A 21,104-nucleotide genomic window follows, 5' to 3' on the forward strand; every position below is an offset into this window, starting at 1 on the left:
TGATCGTCGGCGTCGACATCAATCCCGACCGCGAAGAATGGGGCCGCAAGTTCGGCATGACCCACTTCGTCAATCCGAAGGACGTGCAGGGCGATCTCGTCCAACACCTGGTGGCTCTGACCGACGGCGGCGCCGACTACACCTTCGACGCCACCGGCAACACCGGCGTCATGCGCACGGCGCTGGAGGCTTGCCACCGCGGCTGGGGCGAAAGCATCATCATCGGCGTGGCCGAGGCGGGCAAGGAGATCTCCACCCGTCCGTTCCAGTTGGTCACCGGCCGGGTCTGGAAGGGCACGGCTTTCGGCGGCGCGCGCGGCCGCACCGACACGCCCAAGATCGTCGACTGGTACATGGACGGCAAGATCCAGATCGACCCGATGATCACCCACGTCCTGCCGCTGGAAGAGATCAACAAGGCCTTCGACCTGATGCACGCGGGCGAAAGCATCCGGACCGTGGTGACGTTCTAGCGATGACCGTCGAAACCCTCTCCACCCACCGCGTGCACGGCGGAACGCTGCGCTACTGCAAGCACGACAGCACCAGCACCGGCACGCCGATGAAGTTCACGGTGTGGACGCCGGACGGGGAGGGGCCTTTCCCCTACCTCGTCTGGCTGTCGGGCCTGACCTGTACCGAGGACAATTTCACGGTGAAGTCGGGCGCATACGAGCACGCCGCCAAGCACGGGATTGCGATCGTCGCGCCAGACACCTCTCCGCGCGGCGAAGGCGTCGCCGACGACCCGGCCTACGACCTGGGGCAGGGGGCGGGCTTCTATGTCGACGCCACGGAGGCCCCGTGGGCGCCGCACTTCAAGATGCACTCGTACGTCACCGGTGACCTCCTGGAGGCGGTGGAGGGCGCGTTCCCGCTGGACGGCGCGCGCAAAGGGATTTTCGGCCACTCGATGGGCGGCCACGGGGCCCTGACCATCGCCCTGAAGCATCCCGAGCTCTTCAAGTCGGTCAGCGCCTTCGCGCCGATCGTCTCGCCGCTGAACTGCCCTTGGGGCGACAAGGCGCTGACGGCGTATCTGGGCCCGGATCGCGCGGCCTGGCGGCCCTACGACGCCTGCGCCCTGATCGAGGACGGCAAGGGCGGAAGCTTCGACGACATCCTGATCGACCAGGGGCTTTCGGACAACTTCCTGGAAAGCCAACTGAAGCCCGAACTGATCGAAGCCGCCGCCGCCAAGGCCGGCCGGAAGGTCACGGTCCGGCGGCGGGAAGGCTACGACCACAGCTACTTCTTCATCACGAGCTTCATCGGGGATCACCTGGCGTTCCACGCCGCGTGCCTCTAGGCGCGGGCGGGGACCGGAGCCTGTTCCGCGACCAGGCAGGGGGCGTGGAACAGGACGCCGCTCCAGGCGCCGCGGACGGTGCGGACCGCGACGATCACCCAGACGGCGGCCAGCACGGCGATCAGCGATTGACCCAGGGCGCCGAGCGCAGGGATGGGCAGGAGGCGGGCCAGCTTCAGTGTGGCCAGGGTGAAGACCCCCAACGGGAAGGTGTAGCCCCACCAGCCTAGGTTGAAGGGCAGGCCGATGCGCAGCTGGCGCATCGTGATCAGCGCCGCCATCATCAGCCACCACAGACCATAACCCCACAGCAGCAGGCCGCCCAGCAGACTGGTCCCGCGGAAGACGCCGGCCAAGGCGGTCAGGTCTGCCTGGCCCAGCACGTTTGGTGCAGCGTCGCCGAGCAGCAGCAGAGCGAGGGCGCCGGTGCCGATGGGACCCAGCGCCAGCCAGCTGGTCGCCGCCATGCCCGCCTCGGGCAGCTTGTGCAGCGCCATCCGCAACACCAGCACGGTCAGGATGCTCAGCGCCAGCGGGACGGAGAGCGCCCAGAGCACGTAGCTTGTGACCAGCACGTCCAGCCTGGCCGTCGGGTCCGCAAGATGGGGGATCAGCAGGCCGCCGCTGGCCGCCGCCACTTCCGCCGGCACGATCGGCAGCAGCCACACGGCCGTCATCCGCTCGATGCCGTGCTCCTGACGGGTGAACATCATCAGCGGCACGGCCAGGCCGCAGGCGATCGCCAGCAGGACGTCGATCCGCCACAGGGTCTCGGCGATCGCGATGGCCGACGGGCCGATCAGCTCGGGCCCAAACGTCAGGAAGCCGTTGACGATCGTCGCCAGGCCCATCGGCGCGCAGCCGAAGAACATCGACATGACCGGATGCTCGAAAATCTTCCGCGCTTCGTGTGGAAACAGCGTCCAGCGCGCGGCGTAGAGGCCGCTGAACAGGCAGAACAGCGCGATATTCACCAGCCAGAGTATCTGGCCAAGCGTCCGCAGCGGTGTCTGCGCCAAGGCGAGGGCGAGCACGCCCGTGCCCATGGTGACCGCGAACCAGTTCGGCGTGAACTGCCGCACGACGTCGCGCTGGGTGGCGAAGGGGATACGAGGGGCAGTCATGGAACGATCCTTTCGACCGCCGTCATGCACCCACAATGATCATTCGTTCCAACGTGTTATTTAGATAATTCCGTTCTGTATTATCGAACAATCCTCAGCTCCGCTAGGAAGGCCTCTCCTGCCTTCCCACGCCAGCGGTCTTTGTGGCGTACGAGCCAATAGGCGCGAGGCGGCAAGTCGAACGGGACCTCGACCAGCGTGCCGGCCGCGAGGCTCGCCGCCGCGACACTGCGCGACAGCACGCCCGCGCCCATGCCGGACTCGATCGCGCCTCGAACCGGTTCATTGTCGGGGAGAGTTATGGCGATCGAGACGGCGGCGGGATCGATATCGGCCCGCTCCAGCAAGAGGTCGAACGCCGCTCGCGTGCCCGAGCCCGGCTCGCGCAGCACCCATGCCGTATCCAGGAGGTCGGCCGCGCGGGGAGGGGACCTCGCCCAAGGGTGATCGGGCGCAACCAGGATAACCGGCTGATCCTGGTCGACGACGCTGACGTCCAGCGCCGGATTTTCGACGGGGCCCTCGACGAAGCCGAGTTCGGCCAGGCCCTCGGCCACGGCTTCGGCGACCTGACGCGTATTGCCGATGGTGACGTCCAGGACGATCCCCGGCCAGGCGCGACGGAAGGCGGCCAGGCGCGCCGGCAGCCAATAGCTGGCGATCGTCTGGCTGGCCTGTATCGACAGCCGCCCACGCGACAGGTCGCCCAGGTTCGTCAGCGCGGCTTCCGCCGCCTCGGCGCGCGACAGCACCGCCTTGGCTTCCGCAAGGAAGACTTGTCCGGCCGGGTTCAGGACGATGTTGCGGCCGACGCGGTCGAACAGCGCAACCCCGTGTCGGTTCTCGAGCGCCGCCACCGCGCTCGAGACCGCCGACTGGGTCAGGTTCAGCTCACGCGCGGCCTGGGTCACATGCTGCCGCTCTGCCACGGCGACGAAGATGCGGAGCTGTTCCAGGGTCATGTCGCAGGTTTAAGGCCGCGGTCCTCGCCGGTCCACGCCGCCCGGTTGTGACTCTTTCGTAATTCATCCTGGGTTCAGGCGGTGGGCGCTCTTCTCACGGTCAAGCTGACTGGAGGGGAAATCCATGAAACTCGCACCGCTCGCCGCCGTGATCGCCCTGGGCCTGAGCACCTCGGCCTGCGTCATCATCGACGCCGACGAGGGCCATCACGACATCTCCGTGACCAAGGGCTTGTCCGAGAGCCTTGAGCCGCTGCAGGCGGTTCGGGTGGAGCGGGACGATCTCGTCATTCGCGTCTCGTCCAACGGCTGCACGCGCTCGGACGACTTCGCCGTCGAGAGCCAGCGCCGCGACGGCCTGGCCGCCTTCACCTTCACTCGCAAGCGCCCGGACATGTGCCGCGCGCTGGTCGCCGAGGGTGTCGAGCTGCGCTATCCGCTGGAGACGTTCGGCGTGGCTCGTGGCGACAGGATCCGCGTGCGCAATCCGCTGGTTCGGCCGTAAGCGCGGGCAGGGCGGGGAAGATTGACTCCCCGCCCGCCATCCATCATAAACCGCGCCTTCACGCCGCCGGCTCGCCGCGCGGCGCGATGACCTTATGACGGATTGACCCGAAGCCGCCGTTGCGATCGCACCTCTCTCGAGGGGAGCCGGCCCGGATCGTTAGAAAGAACGACTATGTCGAAGCGCCATAGCGCCAAGTACAAAATCGACCGCCGCATGGGTGAAAACCTGTGGGGCCGTCCGAAGTCCCCGGTCAACCAGCGCTCGTACGGTCCCGGCCAGCACGGCCAGCGCCGCAAGAGCAAGGTGTCGGACTTCGGTCTGCAGCTGCGCGCCAAGCAAAAGCTGAAGGGCTACTACGGTAACCTGACCGAAAAGCAGTTCGCCCGCACCTACGAGGAAGCCGCCCGTCGCAAGGGTAACACCTCGGAGAACCTGATCGGCCTGCTGGAATCGCGCCTGGACGCCATCGTCTACCGCGCCAAGTTCGTGCCGACCCCGTTCGCGGCTCGCCAGTTCGTCAACCACGGCCACGTCCTGGTCAACGGCAAGCGCGTCAACATCCCGTCGTACCGCTGCAAGGCCGGCGACGTGATCACCGTCCGTGAAAAGTCGCGCAACATGGCCCTGGTGCTGGAGTCGCTGGCCTCGAACGAACGTGACTTCTGCGAGTACGTCTCGGTCGAAGCCAAGTCGATGACCGCCACCTTCGTCCGCGCTCCGGAACTGTCGGAAGTTCCGTATCCGGTGAAGATGGAACCGAACCTCGTCGTCGAATTCTACGCTTCGTAAGCGTCGGATCCGAAACGACACGGAAAAGGCCCCGGAGCGATCCGGGGCTTTTTTTGTTTTCCGGCCCTTGAACCGCGATGGGCGGCTGCATAGGTCTGGATCAGCGGGACCGGGCCCCTCTGGCGAGCGATGCAAGCGCTCGTGATGTCGGACCGCATCGGGTGTTCTCGATGTCTTGGGTCCGGCCGCCTATGCCCCCCTCCCCAAAAGGCGCCGCCTCAGGCCGGGAACACCCGATCCATCCTTTTTGGACCGGAGGTTCCTTGAATGCCGCTTCTGATGTGCCCCAATTGCGACGGCTCCATGCAGACCGTGCAACGCGCCGGCGTCGAGTTCGACATGTGCCCGCGCTGCCGCGGCGTGTGGCTGGACCGGGGCGAGCTCGAGAAGCTGATGACGCTGGAGCGCGAAGAGACCCAGGCCATCTACGGCCAGCCGCGCCCCTATAGCCGCCCCGACCATCACCACGACCACCGCGCCAGCGGCTACCGTCGAGACGATGACGATCACCATCGCGGCGGAGCCTATGGCTACAAGAAGAAAAAGCGTTTCGACCTGTTCGACATCTTCGACTGACGGCTAGACCGATGAACCACTTCAAGACCTACATGCTGCTCGCGGGCCTGACGGCCCTGTTCGCCGGCGCCGGCTACCTGATCGGCGGTCCGACCGGCATGGCGATCGCCCTGGCCCTGGCCGTGGCGATGAACGCCTTCTCGTACTGGAACGCCGACAAGATCGTGCTGCGCACCTATGGCGCGGTCGAGGTCGACGAGACCCACCCGGAGCCGCTGATCCGCAACTACGCCGCCGACGTGGTGGAGATGGCGGCCAAGGCCGGCCTGCCGCGCCCCCGCATCACGGTCATCGACAGCCCTCAGCCGAACGCCTTCGCCACCGGCCGCGACCCCGCCCATGCGGCCGTGGCCGCCAGCACGGGCCTGCTGTCGCTGCTGACCCGCGACGAGATCCGGGGCGTGATGGCCCACGAGTTGGCCCACGTGAAGAACCGCGACACCCTGACCATGACCGTGACGGCGACGATCGCCGGCGCGATCTCGGCCCTGGCCAATTTCGCCTTCTTCTTCGGCGGCTCACGCGACGAGGAAGGCAATGGCGGCGGGATCGGCGGCATGATCGGCGCCATCGCCATCGCCATCCTGGCGCCGATCGCCGCCATGCTGGTGCAGATGGCCATCAGCCGCGCCCGCGAGTATGAGGCCGACCGCGTCGGCGCCCAGATCGCCGGCGATCCGGACTCCCTGGCCCGCGCGCTGGAGAAGATCGAGGCCTACGCCCGCGGCGGCTACGAGAACGTCCAGGCCGAGCGCAATCCGGCCACGGCCCACATGTTCATCATCAACCCGCTGGCGGGTAAGGGCGCTGACAACTTGTTCTCGACCCACCCGGCGACCCATAACCGCGTCGAGGCCCTGATGAAGCTGGGCGTCTCGCGCCAGGCCCGGCGTCCCGTCGCGACGATGGCGACCGTCTCCGCGGTCCCGCCCAGTTCCGGCCGCGAACCTGGTCCCTGGGGGTAGCCAGTCGTCCCCCCTTGGGGGATGCTGAGGCTCCCGACGGTTCGAGCGTGTGGAGTGGATGGCGAGCGGAGGCTCACGCAGGGGTTTCATGCTCGCCGGCGCGGCTTTCGCGCTGGCCGGCTGCGCGACCAGGCCCCGACTGATCGCCGGCGAGACCTGGCCGGAACTCGAGCCGTTGCTGGCCGTCTCGCTGGAGCGACGCGCGGTCACGATCCGGATCGAAAGCCGAGGCTGCGCCGACCGCGCCAACATGGTGTTTCGTGTGGACCGTAAGGAGGGACGGGCGGTGGTCGCCTTCGCCCGTCGTCGGCTGGAGACCTGCAAGGGCCCCAGGAGCTGGGCGGACATCACGTTCAGCTACGAGGAACTCGGCTTGAAGCGGGGCGAGCAGATCGTGATCGCCAATCCAATAAGGTCCGATCGGTAGCGGCGAGGGGGCTCTGATGTTCGGAAAAATCCGGAAGGCTTTCGGCAACTTCGCGGAAGATGTGGTGCGGGAGTCCCACGCGTGGAAGATCCAATGCACGAGCTGCGGCCGTCAACGCTCGCTGGCCTCGGTCGGCGGCATCCGTTACGGCGGCTTTGGAACGAGCTACACGCTCGGCATGTGTTCGCAGTGCGGCGGCTTTCGCATGCTCCGAATCTACAAGCCGGAAAAGCCGCCTGCTAGCCCTTCGGCGTGAAGCGCTCGATCATCCACGGCAGGACACGCGCGGGCTTCTTGGCGGCGATGTCGATCAATACCCAGTCGGTGCGGCTCTGGGCGCACATCTCGCCGTCGGGACCGTCGATGCGGACATAGCGCTCGAAGCGCGGTCCCTTCAGTTCGCCGACCCAGGTGTAGCCGACGGCGGTCTCGCCCAGCAGCAGTTCGCGGCGGTAGTCGATCTCGTGGCGGCGCGCGACCCAACTCCAGGGGGCGCGCTGCTCTTCGGTGGCCCAGGCCTCCCAGTGGGCGATCGCCAGGTCCTGCGCCCAGCCCAGATAGACCACGTTGTTGACGTGGCCGTTGGCGTCGATGTCCGACGCCCTGGGCTGGAAGGGCGCGGAAAAGGAGTCGCGCGGAGGCTCGAAGAGCTTCACGCGGCCAGGACGCCCTGTTCGCTCAGGAAGGTCTTCAGTTCGCCCGACTGGAACATCTCGCGGACAATGTCGCTGCCGCCGACAAATTCGCCCTTCACGTAGAGCTGCGGGATAGTCGGCCAGTCGGTGAAGGTCTTGATGCCCTGCCGCAGGTCATCGTCCTGCAGGACGTCGACGCCGACGAACTCGACGCCCAGGTGATCGAGGATCTGCACGACGACCGACGAGAAGCCACAGCGGGGCTGGTCGGGCACGCCCTTCATGAACACCACGACCGGATGCTCGGCCACGGTCTTGGCGATGAAGTCTAGGGCGGGGGAGGCGGCGGCGTCGGTCATGGAGAAGGATCCTTGGCGAAGGCCCTCAGCTAGGCGCCCGGGCGATTGGGGTCAAGTGCGGCGATCAAGCCCGGCCGGCCGCCTTGTCGCGTTCCTGGGCCGAGAAGCGGGCGAGTTCGATCTGGGCGCGGACGCTGTCGGGCAGGGCGCGGTCGACGACGGCGACCAGACGGCGCAGGTCGTCGGGATGCTCGGCGGAGACACAGACCGAGGTCAGGGTCGGCTCGGTCAGGGCGTAGGCCAGGCAGATTTCTTCGCTGGTCCAGCCGGGCGTGTCGCTGAGGAAGTCATAGCCGCCGATGCCGGCCAGGGGATCGGTCCGTCGCCGCCAGAGCGAGGGACGCGGCAGGGTTCTGGCGCCGTCGCGCAGGGTCTGCGGCCAGAAGTCCTCGCCAAACACCAGGAGGCCCCGGCGATCGGCCTCGCGCAGGCGCTGGCGTTCGGCCAGACCTGAGGTCAGGTCGAACGGCGAGACGATGGCGACCACCAGATCGTGGTCCAGCAGGCGAGGGTCGATTTCGCCCCGCGCGGCGACGCCGAGACCGCAGCCCTGTCCAGCGGCTCGCCGCGCCCGCAGCGCGTTCTCGAGCGCCGCTGGCGGCGCCGGTCCCTGCGGATCGTTGATCAGGAGCAGATCCGCCGCCTCCAGGCCCAGCGCGTCCAGCGTGGACGCGAGCATGGCTTCAGGTGCGCCGCGCGCGCGGAGGGTCACGAACAGCTGGCGCCGCTCGATCCGCGCGAACGCCTCTCGGGCGCCGCGCAGCAGGTCGTCAGAGGCGCCGTCGATCTGGACGCTGGTTATCCCGCAGGCTGCGGCGGCCAGCAGCAGCGCGCGCGTGTCGTCGGCGCTGGGACGCGTGGCGTCACCCAGGCGCAGGGTCAGGGCCGAGAGGGCGGGGCCCGAGTTTCCCAGGGGACGATAGCGCACCGGCCGGAGTCCTAGTCGGCCGGGGCGGCGGTTTCGAGCGCCAGGGCGTGCAGGGTCCCGCCCAGCACGTCGGCCAGCGCCTTGTTGACCAGCTGGTGCTGGCGCACGCGCGGCAGGCCCTTGAAGGCCGGCGAGACGATTCGCGCCTTCCAGTGATCGTTGTCGCCCGCGAGGTCGGTCAGCACGATCTCGGAGTCCGGGAAGGCCGCCGTCAGGCGGGCTTCAAGCTCGGCGTGGGACATGGGCACGGCGGCGACTCCGATCTGAAAAGCATGACGCGGGCAGGACGCGGCGGGCGGCGACCGCTCTGCGTCCAGACACCCTCGGAGATTTAGTTGAATTCGTCGCGCGGCGCACGGCATGTAAGCGACATGATCAAGCTTTCTCACGCCCGCGCCCTGCTGCTCGCCCTGATGGCCGGCGCCATCGCCGCCCAGCCCGCCTTCGCCGGCCCCGGGGACAAGGCGCTGGACGACATCCGCACCCTGTCCGCCGACGACATGCAGGGCCGCGCGCCCGGCACGCCCGGTTCGGAGAAGGCCCGCGCCTATATCCTCTCACGCTTCGCCCAGATCGGCCTTACCCCGGTCGGCGAGCGCTTCGAGCAGCCGTTCAGCTTCACCAAGCGTGATGGTTCGACCGCCCAGGGCGTGAACCTAGTGGCGCGGATCAAGGGGACCGTCGGCGGCAAGGCGATGGTGGTCTCGGCCCACTACGACCATCTGGGCGTCAGGGGCGGCGAGATCTACAACGGCGCCGACGATAACGCTTCGGGCGTGGCGGGCCTGCTCGCCGTGGCCGAGGCGTTCAAGGCCAAGCCGCCGAAGCATGACGTGATCTTCGCGGTGGTCGACGCCGAGGAAAGCGGCCTGCGCGGCGCGCGCGCCTTCGCCGCCACGCCTCCCGTTCCGCTGGAGACCATCGCGCTGGACGTCAATTTCGACATGCTCAGCAAGAACCCGAAGAACGAGGTCTACGTCTCCGGGACCGCGCCGTTTCCCTATCTGAAGCCGATCCTGGTCAAGGTGGCGACGACCGCGCCGGTCACCCTCAAGCTCGGCCACGACACCGACGCCGACGGCAAGGAGAACAACTGGACCAACCAGTCCGATCACTACGCCTTCGGCGAGAAGGGCGTGCCGTGGGTCTATTTCGGCGTGGAGGACCATCCCGAGTACCACAAGCCGACCGACGACTTCGCGACCGTGCCGCAGGATTTCTTCAAACGGTCGGTGGCGACCGTGGTCCAGGCCAGCCTCGCCTTGGAGGGCGCGCTGGACGACGTGGCCAAGGCCTCGGGGCGCTGATCGACGCAAAAGGCTGGGATCTCTCCGCGACAACCCTCATTTCTCCTTAAACCGAACCGAGGCATGGTGAGGCGGAGACCGGAAGGAGTCGCAAGATCGACACCGTGAGCGTAACAGGCCGCCTTGCGCGAACCGCGCCCACGGTCGCGCTGATCGTGGGGGCGGCCCTGGCCGCCGACTACGTCCTGAACGTCCTGATCCGAGGCGTTCCCGCCGATTTCACGCCGATGACAACCGTGATCATCGCGTCGGTCGTCGCCACGCCCCTGGCCTACTGGCTGCACAGCCAGCGGCTGCGCCTCGAGGAATTGCGCGACGCCCTGTCCGTCAGCCTCGAAAGCAAGCAAAAGGCCGTCGAGGAGGCGCAGGAAGCGCTGGCCAAGTACCGCGAGGCCGATCGGCTCTACCGCCTGCTGGGCGACAACCTGACCGACCACGTGGCCTTGTGGAGCCCCAAGGGCGAGCGGATCTACAGTTCCCCGAGCATCGAGCGGATTTCCGGCTACGGGGCCGAGGAGTTCCTTAGGCTGCCGCCCCAGGCCATGGTCTCCAAGGCCGACTTCGGCCGGGTGCAGAAGATCATCCGCGGGCTCACGCCCGGCGGCGCTCCAGTCAGCGCCGACTATGAATGCGTTCGCAAGGACGGTTCGGTGATCTGGCTTGAGAGCACCTACTCGTTGCTGGGCGACGGGTCGGGCATCCTGCTGGTCACCTCGCGCGACATCACCGAACGCAAGCGCCTGGAGCTCGACATCGCCAAGGCGCTGGAGCTGGCCGAGGCGGCCTCGGCCGCCAAGTCCGACTTCCTGGCCAACATGACCCACGAGCTGCGCACGCCGCTGACCGCGATCATCGGCTTCGCCGAGGTGCTGCGGCGGTCACGGCGGCTGGACGAGACGGCGGCGCGGCAGGCCGGCCATATCCTCGACGCCAGCAACACCCTGCTCAGCGTCGTCAACGACGTGCTGGACTTCTCGCGACTGGAGGCCGCGGGCCTGGAGCTGGATCCGGCGCCGTTCGATCCGGCCGCCATGGCCTCGTCGTGCGCGGCCCTGGTCGAGGAGCGGGCGGACGCCAAGGGGCTGACGGTCGTTGTCGAGGCGTGCGACACGATCGCGCCGATGAACCTGGACGGGTCGCGCCTGTCCCAGGTGCTGCTGAACTTCCTGTCCAACGCCGTGAAGTTCACGGCGCGCGGCGGCATCACCGTCCGGCTTTGCCAGACGGTCGAGGGCGACCAGGCCCTGCTGCGGGCCGAGGTCATCGACACCGGCATCGGCGTGGCGGCCGAGAACCGCGAGGCGATCTTCGACCGCTTCTCGCAAGCCGACGCGGCCGTCTCGCGACGGTTCGGCGGCACCGGACTGGGCCTGGCGATCTCGCGCCGGATCATCGAGCACATGGGCGGGCGGATCGGCGTCGACAGCGTCGAGGGCGAGGGCTCCACCTTCTGGTTCGAGGTGCGCGGTCCCTTGGCCGACGCGCCCGCGGCGCCCGCCGAGAGCGTCGAGCCTCTGAACGCCGAGGCCGGCGTGCGGCTGTTGCTGGTCGAGGACAACGCCGTGAACCGCGAGCTGGTCAAGGCGATGCTGGAGCCGTTCGGCGTGGTCGTGGAGACCGCCAATGACGGCGTCGCCGGCGTCGAGGCCATGCGCCAGGGCGAGTTCGACCTGGTGCTGATGGACGTGCAGATGCCGGTCAAGGACGGCCTGACGGCCACCCGCGAGATCCGCGCCCTGGAAGGCGCGCGGGGCGCGGCGACGCCGATCATCGCCATGACCGCCAATGTCCTGCCCGAGCAGGTCGCCAACTGCCTGGCCGCCGGCATGGACGATCACCTGGGCAAGCCGATCAGCCCTTCCAAGCTGCTGGAGGCGGTGGCGCGCTGGGCGGGCAGGAGCCACGCGGCCTAGCTGGACACCGCCCTCGGAGGCGTCATTCTTTAAGGAGCGGCTGCGGTCCGACCGCCGCGCGCTCCACTGTTGGGGCCGGCCTGTGGTCGTGGTAAATTCAGGCGCCAAGACCGCGTGAGAAGATCCTAGGTGCCCAAGAGCATAGACGAGTTCGATTGGGCAAATACGCCGCTTGGTCCCAAGGATTCCTGGCCCGCCGCCTTGAGGACAACCTACGATATCATGATGGGGACCGAGTTCGCGACCTGCGCAACCTGGGGTCCCGAGCAAACCCTGATCTACAACGGCGCGTATATTCCGTTCCTGGGCGCGAGGCACCCGGAGGCCTTGGGGCGGCCGATCCACGAGGTCTGGTCGGATGTCTGGGACGACATCGCGCCTTTGGTCGCCAAGGCCATGGCGGGCGAGCGCGTCTACATGGAGAACATGCACCTGGTGATGACCAGGAACGGCGCGCCCGAGGACACCTACTGGACCTTCTCCTACAGCCCCCTGCGCGACGGGGACCGGGTGGAGGGTATTCTCGACATCGCCATCGAGACGACGAGTCGCGTCATGGCCGAACGCGAGCGCGCCCTGCTGATGGGCGAGACCACCCACCGACTGAAGAACACCCTGGCCCTGGTGCAGGCCATCGCCCAGCAGACCCTGCGCGACGTGTCCGACAAGGAGCGCGTGCAGACTTTCGATGATCGGCTGCACGCCCTGGCCAGCGCGCACGACGTGCTGCTGCGGGACGACTGGAACGGAGCCGACCTGCGGGGTCTGGTCGAGACCGCGGTCGCGCGTGTCGCCGACCGGTCCCGCGTCGAGGTCGACGGACCGCCGCTGATCGTCAAGGCGCCGATCGCCCAGAATGTCTCGCTTCTGATCCATGAGCTGGCCACCAACGCGATCAAGTATGGCGCTCTGTCCGTCGGCGGCGGGCGTGTGTTCGTCAGTTGGACGCGCGAAGGCGACGCCGTGCTGATGGAGTGGCGGGAGCGGGGCGGGCCGCCGGCCAGCCTGCCCAAGCGCAAGGGCTTCGGCTCCCGGCTGGTCAATCTTGGCCTGACCGGCGCTGGCGGGGTCGAGAAGGACTACGCGCCGGAGGGACTGACGGTCCGCCTGCAGGCCTCGGTGGAGAGCCTCCTCGAAAGCTGAGCGCGGTCCTAGTCGACGCAGATGGCCGCCGTCGCCTTGCCGCCGACGACCTTGGCGTAGCAGCCGAACTGGCGGTCGGTCTTCTGGCACTGGCCGGTGACGGGCCCTTGCGGCTCCAGATTGCCTTCCAGGATGCACGCGCCCTGGCACTGGCTCTTGTCGGTGCAGGCCTTGCCGGCGTCGGCGTAGGGCGTGACGCAGGTCGGGATCTGCGCCTTGCCGACCGGCTGGATCTTGCCGCCCTTCGCCCCGCAGGCGGAGGCCAGGCTGGCCGCCGTCGGCGCGGCCGGCTCGGCGGTCGGCGCGCAGCCCGCGAGCAGCAGGGCGGCGAGGGCGGTCAGGGTCAGGCTACGCATACTGTGGTCCTTCGATCAGGCCTTGGGGGCGTTCATGTAGCCAGGCAGCCAGGCCTCATGCGCCGTCCGCAGCGTGTCCAGCGGAATGCTGAAAAGGTCCTTGGAGGCGAAGTCGTTCCCGCCTGCAATGCCTGCGACGATGGCGTGGACGCCGGCTTCCTTGGCCGCGTCCAGCACCGCGTCGGGGTCGGGCGTGGCGATCAGGTAGCGGGCCTGGTCCTCGCCGAACAGGTACGGGTGGGCGTGCGCTTCGCTGGTGGCGTTCAGGGTCACGCCGACCTTGCTGGCCAGGGCCACGTCGGCTGCTGCGACCAGCAGGCCGCCGTCCGACAGGTCGTGGACGCCGGCCACCAGGCCCGAGGCGATCAGGCCGCGCACGAAGTCGCCGTTCTTCTTCTCGGCGGCCAGGTCGACCGGCGGGGGGGCGCCGTCCTCGCGGCCCAGGATCTCGCGCAGATAGATCGAGGCGCCCAGCTGGCCGTGGGTCTCGCCGATCAATACCAGCGTGTCGCCCTCGGCCACGTTGCCGAAGCCCGTGCGCAGGTCGTAGTCCTCAAGCAGGCCCACGGCGCCGACCGTCGGGGTGGGCGGAATGGCGACGCCGTTGGTCTCGTTGTAAAGCGACACGTTGCCCGACACGACCGGGAAGTCCAGCGCGCGGCAGGCCTCGGCCATGCCATCGGTGGCGCGGACGATCTGGCCCATGGTCTCGGGCTTTTCGGGGCTGCCGAAGTTCAGGTTGTCGGTGATGGCGATCGGCAGGGCGCCGGCGGCCGTCAGGTTGCGCCAGGCTTCGGCGACGGCCTGCTTGCCGCCTTCATAGGGGTCGGCCTGGACATAGCGCGGGGTGCAGTCGCTGGTGACGGCGATCGCCTTGCCGGTCTCGTGGATGCGGACGATGCCCGCGTCGCAGCCGGTGGCGCTGTCTTCCAGCGTGTCGGCCATGACGTGGCGGTCGTACTGCTCCCACAGCCAGCGCTTGGAGGCCATGTCGGGGCAGCCGACGACCTTCAGCACCGCCTGCGTCCAGTCGGTCGGACCGGGGACTTGGCCCGGGTCGAGGCGCGGGTCGAGCTTGGGCTGGACCCACGGGCGATCGTACAGCGGCGCGTCGTCGAACAGCGGCGCCAGCGGCACGTCGCAGACCGTCTCGCCGTGATGCTTGAGCACCAGGCGGCCGGTGTCGGTGGTGTGGCCGATGACGGCGGCGTCCAGGCCCCATTTCTCGAAGATGGCGTGGCCGTCCTGCTCGCGACCGGGCTTGAGGACCGCCAGCATGCGCTCCTGGCTTTCCGACAGCATCATCTCGTAGGCGCTCATGCCCTCTTCGCGCTGAGGGACCATGTCCATGTTCAGCTCGATGCCGACGCCGCCCTTGCCGGCCATCTCGACCGACGAGGAGGTCAGGCCCGCCGCGCCCATGTCCTGGATGGCGGCGACCGCGCCGGTGGCCATCAGCTCCAGCGTGGCCTCGATCAGCAGCTTCTCGGCGAAGGGGTCGCCGACCTGGACTGTGGGGCGCTTCTCCTCGGAGTCCTCCGAGAACTCGGCCGAGGACATGGTCGCGCCGTGGATGCCGTCGCGGCCGGTCTTGGAGCCGAAATAGACGACCGCCAAGCCCGGGCCCGGGGCGGCGGAGTAGAAGATGCTGTCGGCCTTGGCCAGGCCCACGCACATGGCGTTGACCAGGATGTTGCCGTTGTAGCCCTTGTGGAAGTTGGTCTCGCCCGCGACCGTAGGCACGCCCACGCAGTTGCCGTAGCCGGCGATGCCGGCGACCACGCCATCCACCAGGCGCTTGGTCTTGGGATGGTCGGGCTCGCCGAAGCGCAGGGCGTTCAGCAGCGCGATCGGCCGCGCGCCCATCGTGAAGACGTCGCGCATGATGCCGCCCACGCCCGTCGCCGCGCCCTGATAGGGCTCGATGTACGAGGGGTGGTTGTGGCTCTCCATCTTGAAGATGATCGCGTCGCCGTCGCCGATGTCGATCACGCCGGCGTTCTCGCCCGGACCGCAGATCACGCGCGGACCGCTGATCGGGAACTTCTTCAGCTGGTTCTTCGAGGACTTGTACGAGCAGTGCTCGGACCACATGACCGAGAATACGCCCAATTCCACGAGATTGGGCTCACGGCCCAGGCGCTTCAAGACGACGTCGTACTCGGCGGGTTTCAGGCCGAACTCGGCGGCCAATGCGGCCATGGGCTTTTGGGTCGTGCTCATGGACGCGGGGTCTAGCGGATTCCAAGAGCCCTGTCAGCGGCGGAGGTCCCGCGACCTCACGCGCTACAGGCCAAACTCGACCCACAGCGGATAGTGGTCGGAAATCCGCCAAGACAATTCGGTGCGGTTCAGGTCTTTAAGCACCACGCCCTGGAAGTTCACCCCGCCGGCCTGGCGGTACTTGAGCGACAGATAAGGCTTGCCCTTGACGGTCTCGAACCACGCGATCTGGTCGAAGAAGCTCTTCAGGTCGGGGGCGTCCAGCGACGACGACAGGGTCCTCGGCACCTTCAGCAAGCCGGGCGCGGGCGTGAGGCCCGTGGACGTGAAGGCCTGCCAGAGCGGATCGCCATGGCGGTCGATGTTGAAGTCGCCCATGGCGATCAGGTTGTGACCGTAGTCGTCTTCCTGTTCGGCCCATTGGCGCAGCCACTTGGCGATGCCGGTCAGTTCGGCGATGCGGTCCTGGCTGGCCGCGCCGTAGATGATGTGCAGCGTGACCAGCACGAGGGTCTGGTCGCCGGCCTGGAAGCCGACCGCGTAGGGCGTGCGGACGAACTGGCGCTGGAAGGCGTTGGCGGGCGAGGAGAAGGGGGTGTCGATGTCTTCAGGCACCACCAGTTCGCACGCCAGACCCGAGAGCTTCACCCGCCGCGTGTCGAAGATATAGGCCAGTCGCTCGCCGTTGCCCGGCTGGCCATAGGTGACGTCGGTCATCACGAAGCCGTAGTCCGGCCCCATTCGTTTCAGGGTGTGGCGCAGGGCGCGGAGATTGGCCTTCACCTCCTGGATCGCGACGATGTCGAACCGCGACAGCACCTCGGCGATCAGCACGCAGGCGTGGAAGTCGCGGCGCGGAGAGTCTCCGGGCTGGCTGGCCCAGGTCTTGGTCAGGTTGCCGAAGGCGCGGATGTTCCATGTACCGATCAGCAGGTTGTCGCCGTCGGTCTTTGGGGGAATTTGCGCCAGCACGGTCGACAGAGCCGACAGGTCGTCCAGAACGACTTGGGGCGGAGGATCGGTGATCTCTGCCATGGCGATCATCCCGCGAGAGTTAGAGAAGATGGTCATCCTCTCGGTCAGTATTGGCAAGCCGCGTGACAGTTTCGCGACTGGCGGCTTCCCTGGCGGGCTCAGAGGTTGGCGCCGCCGGCGCGCGTCGCGGTGATAAACTCTGGCCGAACCCGCGTGAAAGGCGTGAATATGCGACATTTCATGAGCTTAGCTGCAATTAAGGCGGCTTGACCGGAGGAACACAGCGAGTCCGCGCTCGTTTCCCTATCGTGCGTCACGAGCGCGCTGTGAACTGAAGGAGAAGCCGCCATGGCTGAACAGAACCGTAATCCGCAGCAGCAGCAGAACGACCAGCAACGACCCGCTCCGGGCCAGCAACAGCAACAGGGCCAGCCGCGCCAGAACGAGCAAGGCCGCGACCAGGGCGGCCAGGCCGGGCAGGCGGGCCAGACCCAGGAACGGCGCGACCAGCGCTGACCTCTAAGATCTCTCCGTGGAGGAAAGGCCGGCGGTGATCCGCCGGCCTTTCTTTTGGGCTATTTCAGATCGACCACCGGCAGCTCGATGAAGCTGGCCGTGTCGCCGGCGTGGAACACTCGCTGCGTCGCCTTCACGTAGTCGTTCGGCTTGGCGAAGAAGATGTTGGGGACGAACGTCTGAGGATTGCGGTCATAGAGCGGGAACCAGCTGGACTGGACCTGGACCATGATCCGGTGACCCGGCTTGAAGACATGGTTCGCCGTGGGCAGCCCGAACCGGTAGACGAGGGGCTTGTCAGGCGTGATCGCCTTCGGCTCCGAATAGCTCTCGCGATAGCGCCCGCGGAAGATGTCCATCGACACCGCCAGCTGATAACCGCCCATCTCGGGCTGCGCCGGCACCATGTCGGGATAGACGTCGATCAGCTTGACCACCCAGTCGCTGTCGGTCCCGCTGGTCGAGGCGACCAGATTGACCAGCGGCTCGCCGGAGATCTGCACCGGCGCGGTCAGCACATCGGTGGTGAAGGTCAGCACGTCGGGGCGCCCGGACGGCTCGCGCTGGTCGTCGACCAGCCACTGGGTCCAGGTCAGCGGCGGCTCGTAGCCGACCGGCTGGCTCGGGCGCGCCCGATAGGGGACGGGCTTGGCCGGATCGGAGACGTATTCGTCATAGGCCACGCCGCCGGCCGCCGGCGGCGCGAACGACAGCTTGCCGCCCGCCTGCAGGTAGAGCGGCTTGGGCTTGGCGGCGCAGGTCTCGCAGGACACCGGCCAGGCGTTCAGCTTGCGCCAGGTGTTGGTTCCGGACTCGAAGGCGTTGACGGTGGCGATGTCGGCGGCCGGGGCGTCGTCTTTCAGGTAGCGGGCCAGGAACGGCGCGAGGATGTCGCGCCGGAACTGCTTGGCGGTGTCGGCGTCCCACTTGATCGCGCCCAGGGCCGAGCCGTCCTCGATCTGCTGGCCGTGGAACCAGGGGCCCATGGTCAGGAAGACCTTGTCGCCATGGATGTCCAGCGGCTTCAGCGCCTTGTAGACCGCCGGCGCGCCGTAGATGTCCTCCTGGTCCCACAGGCCGTGGACCAGCATCACCGGCACCTTCAGCGGCTGCTTGGCCAGGACCTTGTCCATGGCCTGCTGCTGCCAGAAGGCGTCGTAGGCCGGGTGCTCGATGATCTTCCGCCAGAAGCCGACCTGCTCCAGGCCCCGCTGACGGCCCAGCTCGCCGGCCGAACCGGCGCGCATGTAGAGGTCGTAGTCGTCGTGGGTGTTGCTCCACCACTTGGCGCTGTTGTCGCGCGTGGCCTGCTGTTCCCAGACGTACGGCATGTTCTGCTGGCGGAAGGCGCCGTGGTGGAACCAGTCGTCGCCCATCCAGCCGTCGACCATCGGGTTCATCGGAACCGAGACCTTCAGGGCCGGGTGCGGATTGACCAGGGCCATCAGCGGCAGGAAGCCGTCATACGAAATACCCAGGATCCCGACCTTGCCGTTGGTCTCGGGGATGTTCTTCACCAGCCAGTCGATCGTGTCCCAGGTGTCAGTGGCGTGATCGACCTTGGTGGGGTTCAGCGGCCCCTGCAGGGGGCGGTTCATCACGTAGTCGCCTTCGGAGCCGTACTTGCCGCGAACGTCCTGGACGACGCGGATATAGCCCCCCTCGACGATCACGTCGGTGGCGTTGTCATAGCCTTCGAGCACGGCGGCCAGCGTGCCGCTGGCGGCGTGGCTGGTCAGTTCGGTGGCGTTGTAGGGCGTGCGGGTCAGCAGGATCGGCGCGCGCTTGGCTCCCTTGGGGACCAGGATGACCGTGTGCAGCTTCACCCCGTCGCGCATCGGGATCATCACGTCCCGCCGCTCGAAGTCGAAGCCTTCGGTCGACGACGTCAGCGTGGCGGGGGTCTCGTTGTAGGCGGGCGGCTTGGCCTTTTGCGCCAGGGCCGCGTTCGCGCTCGTCAGCATCAGCGCCGCGAGGCTCGCGGCGCCCAAGGTCTTTGCTAGGCTCATGGATTGGTCCCTCTCCCGGTCGAACGTTGGCGCGTCCGACCGGGATTGGCAACCAAGGCGCCGCTACTTGGCGTCGACGACCGGCAGCTCGATGAAGCTGGCGTCCGGGCCGGCGTGGAACACTCTCTGGGTGGCCTTCACATAGTCGCCGGGCTTGGCGAAGAAGATGTTGGGCACGAAGGTCTGCGGGTTGCGATCATAGAGCGGGAACCAGCTGGACTGGACCTGCACCATGATCCGGTGGCCCGGCTGGAAGGTGTAGTTCGCGGTCGGCAGGATGAACTGGTACTTCAGCGGCTTGTTGGGCGTCAGGGCCTTGGGCTGGCTGAAGCTCTCGCGATAGCGGCCCCGGAAGATGCTCATGCCGACGGCCAGCTGGTAGCCGCCCAGTTCGGGCTGGCTGGCGACCTCGTCCGGATAGACGTCGATCAGCTTGACCACCCAGTCGCTGTCGGTCCCGCTGGTCGAGGCGACGAGGTTCACCTTGGGCACGCCGGCGATCTTCAGCGGCGCCGTTAGCGGCTCGGTGACATAGGTCAGGACGTCGGGACGGCCGTCGACGCTGCGTTGGTCGCTGACCAACCAGGTGGTCCAGCGGCTGCGGTCGGAGAACTGCAGAGGACGCGGGATGTACGGCACGGGCTTGGCCGGATCCGAGACGTATTCGTCATAGGCCGCCTCGCCCTTGGCCGCCGTCGGGGCGGTGAAGTCGAGGCCGCCCTTGGCCTCCAGGTAGAGGTTCTTGGTCGTCTTGGCTTGCGGCCAGCTGGCGTAGCGGTTCCACCTGTTCTGGCCCGGATCGTAGATCAGCACCGGCGGGGTGTCGGCCTTGGGGCCGTCCTTCAGGTGCTGGTCGAAGAAAGGCTTGAGCACGTCGCGGCGGAACTGCAGCGCGGTATCGCCGTCCCACTTGAACGGGCCGAGGTTGTAGCCGTCGTAGTTCACCTGGCTGTGCCGCCACGGGCCCAGCACCAGGTAGTTCATGTCGTTGTTCTTGTCCTTGGACTCCAGCGCCGGGTACGAGTGGACCGCGCCCCACATGTCCTCCTGGTCCCACAGGCCCTGGATCCACATGGTCGGCACCTTCAGCGGCGTCTTCTCCATGGTCTTGTCGAGGGCCTGCTCGCTCCAGAAGCTGTCATAGGCCGTGTGCTCGGCTAGCTTCTTGAACCAGGGCAGCTGGTCCAGACCGTGGTTCTTGGCGTAGTCGCCGGCCGAGCCCTCGCGCAGGAAGTTGGAATAGTCGTCATAGCCCTGGCGCTGGACGCTCTCGCCCGCGCCGCGCACCGTCGTCTGGCCGGTGAAGTAGTCGAAGTTGATCTGGCGGAAGGCCCCGAACTGGAACCAGTCGTCGCCCATCCATCCGTCGACCATCGGGCTCATCGGCGCGGCGGCCTGCAGGGCCGGGTGCGGATTGACCAAGGCCATCACCACCGTGAAGCCCTCGTACGAGCTGCCCAGCATGCCGACCTTGCCATTGGTCTCGGGCACGTTCTTCACCAGCCAGTCGATGGTGTCGTAGGCGTCGGTGGAGTGGTCGACCTCGGAGCTGTTCAGCGGTCCCTTCAGCGGGCGCGTCATCACGTAGTCGCCTTCCGAGCCGTACTTGCCGCGGATGTCCTGGAAGACGCGGATGTAGCCGCCGTCGGCGACAAACGGCTCGTCGCCCTGCGGCAGGGTGGCGACCATGCGCGGACTGTCGGCGCGGGCGGCGCGCTTGGCGGCGTTGTAGGGGGTGCGGGTCAGCAGGATCGGCAGGTTCTTGCCGCCCTTGGGCACGACGATGACCGTGTAGAGCTTGGTCCCGTCGCGCATCGGGATCATGACGACGCGCTTGTCGTAGTCGTAATTGACCTTGGCCGCGACGTACTTGCCGTCGATGTCCGGCGTCATCGGCGAGATCTGGGCGTGCGCCACGGCGGCGAACACGGAAAGCGCCGCGGCGGCGAGCAAGCCGGCGCGCAAGGCGGAAACGAAACGCATGAATGGCCCTCCTACAGAGGGCGGCACCTTAGGACCCGGATTTGCGGGCTGCTACACTGTAACAGCCGGTTGGGCCCATTTTTCTCCGCGAGCGGAA

The 21,104-nt window shown here is 67.5% G+C and carries 23 protein-coding genes; 12 read left to right on the forward strand and 11 right to left on the reverse strand.

Annotated features, from left to right (window positions below; all coding sequences use genetic code 11):
* The coding region (locus DI526_RS14750) for a zinc-binding dehydrogenase (protein ID WP_304279404.1) at positions 1-473 on the forward strand (473 nt) is incomplete at its 5' end.
* Positions 474-475: 2 nt separating this feature from the next.
* Entirely contained in the window at positions 476-1,309 is an 834-nt protein-coding gene (gene fghA / locus DI526_RS14755) for an S-formylglutathione hydrolase (protein ID WP_304279407.1), read from the forward strand.
* Here the strand turns inward: fghA and DI526_RS14760 are convergent.
* Both DI526_RS14760 and DI526_RS14765 read right to left on the reverse strand, forming a co-directional pair.
* A complete protein-coding gene (locus DI526_RS14760) occupies positions 1,306-2,433 on the reverse strand; it encodes a TDT family transporter (RefSeq protein ID WP_304279411.1) in 1,128 nt (375 codons plus the stop codon). The genes fghA and DI526_RS14760 overlap by 4 nt on opposite strands.
* Positions 2,434-2,513: 80 nt before the next feature.
* On the reverse strand, positions 2,514-3,395 hold the full coding sequence (locus DI526_RS14765; RefSeq protein ID WP_304279414.1) for a LysR family transcriptional regulator: 882 nt from the start codon (positions 3,393-3,395) through the stop codon (positions 2,514-2,516).
* Positions 3,396-3,519: 124 nt separating this feature from the next.
* On the opposite strand from DI526_RS14765, the gene DI526_RS14770 reads away from it, so the two are divergent.
* The 6 genes from DI526_RS14770 to DI526_RS14795 all read left to right on the forward strand — a co-directional run bounded on the left by DI526_RS14770 (position 3,520) and on the right by DI526_RS14795 (position 6,916).
* Positions 3,520-3,900 carry a hypothetical protein gene (locus tag DI526_RS14770; RefSeq protein ID WP_304279417.1) on the forward strand — a complete coding sequence of 127 codons (381 nt, stop codon included), beginning with the start codon at positions 3,520-3,522 and terminating at the stop codon, positions 3,898-3,900.
* A gap of 174 nt (positions 3,901-4,074) precedes the next feature.
* Positions 4,075-4,692 carry a 30S ribosomal protein S4 gene (gene rpsD / locus DI526_RS14775; protein WP_066685780.1) on the forward strand — a complete coding sequence of 206 codons (618 nt, stop codon included), beginning with the start codon at positions 4,075-4,077 and terminating at the stop codon, positions 4,690-4,692.
* A 267-nt stretch (positions 4,693-4,959) separates the two neighbouring features.
* Positions 4,960-5,268, forward strand: coding sequence for a zf-TFIIB domain-containing protein (locus DI526_RS14780; protein WP_304279423.1), 309 nt, complete (start codon positions 4,960-4,962; stop codon positions 5,266-5,268).
* Between the two features lie 11 nt (positions 5,269-5,279).
* On the forward strand, positions 5,280-6,233 hold the full coding sequence (gene htpX, locus DI526_RS14785) for a zinc metalloprotease HtpX (protein ID WP_304279426.1): 954 nt from the start codon (positions 5,280-5,282) through the stop codon (positions 6,231-6,233).
* Positions 6,234-6,321: 88 nt separating this feature from the next.
* Positions 6,322-6,660, forward strand: coding sequence for a hypothetical protein (locus tag DI526_RS14790; RefSeq protein ID WP_304279429.1), 339 nt, complete (start codon positions 6,322-6,324; stop codon positions 6,658-6,660).
* A gap of 16 nt (positions 6,661-6,676) precedes the next feature.
* Positions 6,677-6,916 carry a hypothetical protein gene (locus DI526_RS14795; protein ID WP_304279431.1) on the forward strand — a complete coding sequence of 80 codons (240 nt, stop codon included), beginning with the start codon at positions 6,677-6,679 and terminating at the stop codon, positions 6,914-6,916.
* On the opposite strand, the gene DI526_RS14800 is transcribed toward DI526_RS14795, so the two are convergent.
* The 4 genes from DI526_RS14800 to DI526_RS14815 all read right to left on the reverse strand — a co-directional run bounded on the left by DI526_RS14800 (position 6,900) and on the right by DI526_RS14815 (position 8,830).
* The gene (locus DI526_RS14800; RefSeq protein ID WP_304279434.1) at positions 6,900-7,316 is read right to left on the reverse strand and encodes a thioesterase family protein; all 417 of its coding nucleotides are present in this window, start codon (positions 7,314-7,316) and stop codon (positions 6,900-6,902) included. The genes DI526_RS14795 and DI526_RS14800 overlap by 17 nt on opposite strands.
* Positions 7,313-7,654, reverse strand: coding sequence for a Grx4 family monothiol glutaredoxin (gene grxD, locus DI526_RS14805; RefSeq protein WP_304279437.1), 342 nt, complete (start codon positions 7,652-7,654; stop codon positions 7,313-7,315). The genes DI526_RS14800 and grxD overlap by 4 nt, the downstream gene beginning before the upstream one ends.
* A 64-nt stretch (positions 7,655-7,718) precedes the next feature.
* Positions 7,719-8,582 carry a hypothetical protein gene (locus tag DI526_RS14810; protein ID WP_304279439.1) on the reverse strand — a complete coding sequence of 288 codons (864 nt, stop codon included), beginning with the start codon at positions 8,580-8,582 and terminating at the stop codon, positions 7,719-7,721.
* Positions 8,583-8,593: 11 nt separating this feature from the next.
* Positions 8,594-8,830 (reverse strand): BolA/IbaG family iron-sulfur metabolism protein, encoded by a 237-nt coding sequence (locus DI526_RS14815; RefSeq protein ID WP_066685791.1) that lies wholly within the window; start codon positions 8,828-8,830, stop codon positions 8,594-8,596.
* A 165-nt stretch (positions 8,831-8,995) separates the two neighbouring features.
* Here DI526_RS14815 and DI526_RS14820 point away from each other — a divergent pair, with 165 nt between their 5' ends.
* The 3 genes from DI526_RS14820 (at position 8,996) to DI526_RS14830 (ending at position 12,945) form a co-directional block, all read left to right on the forward strand.
* A complete protein-coding gene (locus DI526_RS14820) occupies positions 8,996-9,889 on the forward strand; it encodes a M20/M25/M40 family metallo-hydrolase (RefSeq protein WP_304279512.1) in 894 nt (297 codons plus the stop codon).
* A 95-nt stretch (positions 9,890-9,984) separates the two neighbouring features.
* A complete protein-coding gene (locus DI526_RS14825) occupies positions 9,985-11,802 on the forward strand; it encodes an ATP-binding protein (protein ID WP_304279515.1) in 1,818 nt (605 codons plus the stop codon).
* A gap of 129 nt (positions 11,803-11,931) precedes the next feature.
* On the forward strand, positions 11,932-12,945 hold the full coding sequence (locus DI526_RS14830; RefSeq protein WP_304279446.1) for a sensor histidine kinase: 1,014 nt from the start codon (positions 11,932-11,934) through the stop codon (positions 12,943-12,945).
* 8 nt (positions 12,946-12,953) lie between these two features.
* On the opposite strand, the gene DI526_RS14835 is transcribed toward DI526_RS14830, so the two are convergent.
* The 3 genes from DI526_RS14835 to DI526_RS14845 form a co-directional block, all read right to left on the reverse strand.
* Positions 12,954-13,301 (reverse strand): hypothetical protein, encoded by a 348-nt coding sequence (locus DI526_RS14835; RefSeq protein WP_304279448.1) that lies wholly within the window; start codon positions 13,299-13,301, stop codon positions 12,954-12,956.
* A 15-nt stretch (positions 13,302-13,316) separates the two neighbouring features.
* Positions 13,317-15,524, reverse strand: a complete 2,208-nt coding sequence (gene purL, locus DI526_RS14840) for a phosphoribosylformylglycinamidine synthase subunit PurL (RefSeq protein WP_304279451.1) — start codon at positions 15,522-15,524, stop codon at positions 13,317-13,319.
* Between the two features lie 63 nt (positions 15,525-15,587).
* Positions 15,588-16,559 carry an endonuclease/exonuclease/phosphatase family protein gene (locus DI526_RS14845; RefSeq protein ID WP_304279453.1) on the reverse strand — a complete coding sequence of 324 codons (972 nt, stop codon included), beginning with the start codon at positions 16,557-16,559 and terminating at the stop codon, positions 15,588-15,590.
* A 288-nt stretch (positions 16,560-16,847) separates the two neighbouring features.
* On the opposite strand from DI526_RS14845, the gene DI526_RS14850 reads away from it, so the two are divergent.
* The gene (locus DI526_RS14850; protein WP_304279456.1) at positions 16,848-17,015 is read left to right on the forward strand and encodes a hypothetical protein; all 168 of its coding nucleotides are present in this window, start codon (positions 16,848-16,850) and stop codon (positions 17,013-17,015) included.
* A gap of 59 nt (positions 17,016-17,074) precedes the next feature.
* On the opposite strand, the gene DI526_RS14855 is transcribed toward DI526_RS14850, so the two are convergent.
* Positions 17,075-19,024 carry a CocE/NonD family hydrolase gene (locus DI526_RS14855; protein WP_304279459.1) on the reverse strand — a complete coding sequence of 650 codons (1,950 nt, stop codon included), beginning with the start codon at positions 19,022-19,024 and terminating at the stop codon, positions 17,075-17,077.
* A gap of 63 nt (positions 19,025-19,087) precedes the next feature.
* Positions 19,088-21,007: a CocE/NonD family hydrolase gene (locus DI526_RS14860; protein ID WP_304279462.1), complete on the reverse strand. Its 1,920-nt coding sequence runs from the start codon at positions 21,005-21,007 to the stop codon at positions 19,088-19,090.
* Positions 21,008-21,104 lie beyond the last annotated feature (97 nt).

The organism is Caulobacter segnis (assembly GCF_003243465.1).
Classification (GTDB): domain Bacteria; phylum Pseudomonadota; class Alphaproteobacteria; order Caulobacterales; family Caulobacteraceae; genus Caulobacter; species Caulobacter segnis_A.